Genomic DNA, 477 nt, shown 5'->3' with positions numbered 1-477 from the left:
CCCGGTGGCGGCCGGAGCGTTGTCGGCCTTCGGCTTGGAAGGCCCCTTGCGATGCTTGGTCGGCTTGCCCGGCTTGGCGGCAGCGGCGGGCTTGCCGTCCTTGGCCTTGCCCTTCGCGCTCTTGCCCGCAGGAACGACCTTGCCCTTCTTCCCGCCCTTGTCCTTGCCGCCGACWCGCGCCTCGGCGAGCAGCGCCTGCTTCACCTCGCGACTCTTGCGCACGTCGGTGTTGCCGAGCATCTCCGCGGCCTGCGCCAGCAGCTCCGGCGCGACCGGCGGCAGCGCCTGCACCTTGCCGGCCTTGCGCCGCGGCACCACCGCGGCGTCGGGACTGGCCAGCGCCGGCTCCAGGTCGACCTCGGGCACGGATGCGCCCTTGCGCCCCTTCGGCGCCTTGCCGGCGTTCGTCGACTTGTCGCCGTTGCGCTTCTTGCGTCCGATCGGCGCGCTCAGCACGTTTCCGGCCAGCTCGAAATC

1 protein-coding gene is annotated in these 477 nt (G+C 72.3%); it reads right to left on the bottom strand.

The features are described 5' to 3' along the window. The coding region (locus FLO80_RS23800) for a hypothetical protein (protein ID WP_223145550.1) at positions 1-477 on the bottom strand (477 nt) is incomplete at both ends.

Origin of the sequence: Aquicoccus porphyridii (assembly GCF_008369105.1) — a bacterium.
Taxonomy (GTDB): Bacteria; Pseudomonadota; Alphaproteobacteria; order Rhodobacterales; family Rhodobacteraceae; genus Aquicoccus; species Aquicoccus porphyridii.
Note: the sequence above shows the minus strand (reverse complement) of the source record. Positions and strands in the feature narration are given on the sequence as shown.